This window comes from Oerskovia sp. NPDC060287, assembly GCF_042726775.1.
Taxonomy (GTDB): domain Bacteria; phylum Actinomycetota; class Actinomycetes; order Actinomycetales; family Cellulomonadaceae; genus Oerskovia; species Oerskovia merdavium.
In genome coordinates this window covers 1-2,889 of the sequence record NZ_JBHXBO010000364.1, presented here as the reverse complement: position 1 = coordinate 2,889, position 2,889 = coordinate 1, and the positions used below count along the sequence as shown (strand labels likewise).

Below are 2,889 nucleotides of genomic sequence, written 5' to 3'. Positions count from 1 at the left end.
AGGACCTCGTTCCTCGGTCCTCCGCCAGACCCACCACGACCCGCCGCCCCGTCGGGGGCGGTGCGCCCCGCAGGAAGGGAACGAGAGGAAGAGTTCATGAGAGCGACTCCACGATGGGACCGAGCGACAGCACGGGGACGAAGGTGAGCCCGACGACGACCAGGGCGACGGTCCCGAGCACGCCCACGAACAGCGGCTGGTGCGTCGGGAGGGTGCCCGCGGTGGCGGGGACCGTCTTCTGGGAGGCGAAGCGTCCGGCGAGGGCCAGGACGAGGGCGATGGGGATGAAGCGGCCGGCGAGCATCGCGACGCCCAGGGCCGTGTTGTAGAAGGGGGTGCCCGACGTGAGCCCGCCGAACGCCGACCCGTTGTTGTTGGCCGCGGACGTGAACGCGTACAGGACCTCGGACAGCCCGTGCGGGCCGGCCTCCTGGATGCCGGCCTGGCCGGCGGGGAGCGCGATCGCGAGCGCCGTGCCGACGAGCACGAGGAACGGGACCGTGAGGATGTACAGCGCGACGAGCGTGATCTCCTGGCGACCGATCTTCTTGCCCAGGTACTCGGGCGTGCGCCCGACCATGAGCCCCGAGACGAACACCGCGACGATCGCGAGCATGAGCATCCCGTACAGGCCCGACCCCACGCCTCCCGGCGCGATCTCGCCGAGCATCATGGTGAACATCGTGACGCCGCCACCCGGCGCGGTCAGGGAGTCGTGCATCGCGTTGACCGCACCCGTGGAGGTGCCCGTGGTCGACGCGGCGAACAGGGCGCTCGCGGCGAGGCCGAAGCGGGTCTCCTTGCCCTCCATGGCGCCGCCCGCGGCGAGGGGCGCAGCTCCGGGCCCGGCCATCTCGGCCCAGGTGATGAGCGCGACCGCGACGAACCACAGCGCGCCCATGGCCCCGAGGACGGCCCAGCCCTGACGCTTGTCGCCGACCATGAGGCCGAACGTGCGAGGGAGGGTGAAAGGGATCACGAGGATCAGGAAGATCTCGAACAGGTTGGAGAACGGGCTGGGGTTCTCGAGCGGGTGCGCCGAGTTGGCGTTGAAGAACCCGCCACCGTTGGTGCCGAGCTCCTTGATGACCTCCTGCGAGGCGACGGGGCCGCCGAGCACGTGCTGCGTGCCGCCCGCGACCGTGTCGATCGCCGTGTGCGCGTCGAAGTTCTGGATGACGCCCGTGGCGAGCAGCACGATCGCGCCGACGAACGCCATGGGCAGCAGGATGCGCACGCACGTGCGGGTCAGGTCGGACCAGAAGTTGCCGACGCGCCCGTCCGTGCCCGAGCGCACGAAGCCGCGGATGAGTGCGACGGCGACCGAGATGCCGACGGCCGCGGACACGAAGTTCTGCACCGCGAGCCCGGCCATCTGGAGCAGGTGCCCCGCGGCGGCCTCGCCCGAGTACCACTGCCAGTTCGTGTTGGCCACGAACGAGACCGCGGTGTTCCACGCGCCGGCCGGGTCGAACGCGGAGAACCCGAGGTTCATCGGCAGGTGCTGCTGGAGGCGCGCGAGCCCGTAGAGGAGCAGGAGCGAGGCCATCGAGAAGCCGAGGAGCGAGAGCAGGTAGGTGCTCCACTTCTGCTCCGCGTCGGGGTCGACGCGCATGACCCGGTATCCGGCCCGCTCGACGCGCAGGTGCTGGGGTGAGGTGAAGACGCGCGCCATGTAGGCGCCGAGCGGGGCGTGCACCGCGGCGAGCGCGAGGAGCAGCAGGACGAGCTGCCCGACGGCGAGCCACACGCCGGGCGCCTGCGACGCGACCTCGCCGACCGCCTGGGTCGCCGTCGCGTGGGTCAGCACGCTGGTCTGGGTCAGCACGGTCGCGCTCACCGGACCTTGTCGCTGCGGAGCAGGGCGACGAACAGGTAGCCGAGCAGCACCACGACGGCACCGAGCCCGACCCAGTCGAGGACCGTCATGACGTGGACCCCCCGGAGGAGCCGTGGCGGCGGGCCACGAGGCCGACGGCGGTGAAGAACACCACGGTCAGCAGGATGTAGGCCAGGTCGGCCATCTGAGTTCTGCCTTCGAACGTCGTGCGGCGGGCGGATCTCGGGGACCGCGGGCAGGTGCCGTGGTCGGCGTGGAGGCGCCGTGCCGGTGCGCAGCTCCTGCGCACACCCCAGGTCTATGCCGTGGGAGGAGGCGGGAGGCGGGGCGTTGACGGGTTCTTGACGGGGGTCCGGCGGGTGTTGACGCAACCCTGACGGGTGGGGCCGGCCGGGTGCTCAGTCGGCGTCGAGGCGCTCGCGCAGCTCCTCGGCCAGGTGCAGGTCGTCGTCGAGCGCCGCGAGCGCGTCCGCGAGCAGGGGCAGCGCCTCGGCACCGGCGAGGAACCGGGCGGCCGCGACGTCGTCGTGCAGCTGGAGCGCGAGGTCCGCCCGCAGGACGAGCGCGCGGAAGCGCAGCCGCTCGGACACGGTCCTGGTGCGGACGCCCTCGGCGTCGAAGGCTCGGTCGAGGACACGGGCCGCGCCGGTGGGGTCCCCGGCCCCGCGCAGGATGCGCGCGTGCTCGACCGCTCGGGCGATGTCCGACGGGGCGTCGACCGTGCGTCGCGGGAGGCGGCCCGACGGCACCCCACCACGCTGCACCACGTGAGCCTCCTCGCGCTCGCCGGGCCACGGAGGCTCCCGACGCGCTGTGTCCGATCTGTCCGTCCTCGTCCACCCTAGCCGCGACCTCGGGGCGCCGCTCGGGATGAGGCGCGGCGTGCCGCCGGGAACCTGAGGCCGGGCGGAACGGGGGCGAGGCGCCGGCCGCGGGCAGGCGAAGCGCCGGCCGCGGGCGGGCAAGGCCCCCAGGCCGCGGGCAGGCGAGGCGCCCGCGGGCCGGACCACCCGACTCGAGATGCGGCGAACGGGGGTCCAGAGCGCTCC

3 protein-coding genes are annotated in these 2,889 nt (G+C 73.1%); all 3 read right to left on the bottom strand.

Features of this window, described 5'->3' with window-relative positions; translation table 11 throughout:
* Positions 1 to 94: 94 nt before the first annotated feature.
* The 3 genes from kdpA to ACFWFR_RS18890 all read right to left on the bottom strand — a co-directional run bounded on the left by kdpA (position 95) and on the right by ACFWFR_RS18890 (position 2,607).
* On the bottom strand, positions 95 to 1,750 hold the full coding sequence (kdpA, locus tag ACFWFR_RS18900; RefSeq protein WP_377624121.1) for a potassium-transporting ATPase subunit KdpA: 1,656 nt from the start codon (positions 1,748 to 1,750) through the stop codon (positions 95 to 97).
* Between the two features lie 86 nt (positions 1,751 to 1,836).
* On the bottom strand, positions 1,837 to 1,929 hold the full coding sequence (locus ACFWFR_RS18895; RefSeq protein WP_139107727.1) for a potassium-transporting ATPase subunit F: 93 nt from the start codon (positions 1,927 to 1,929) through the stop codon (positions 1,837 to 1,839).
* 309 nt (positions 1,930 to 2,238) lie between these two features.
* Positions 2,239 to 2,607, bottom strand: coding sequence for a hypothetical protein (locus tag ACFWFR_RS18890; RefSeq protein ID WP_191802890.1), 369 nt, complete (start codon positions 2,605 to 2,607; stop codon positions 2,239 to 2,241).
* Positions 2,608 to 2,889: the final 282 nt, after the last annotated feature.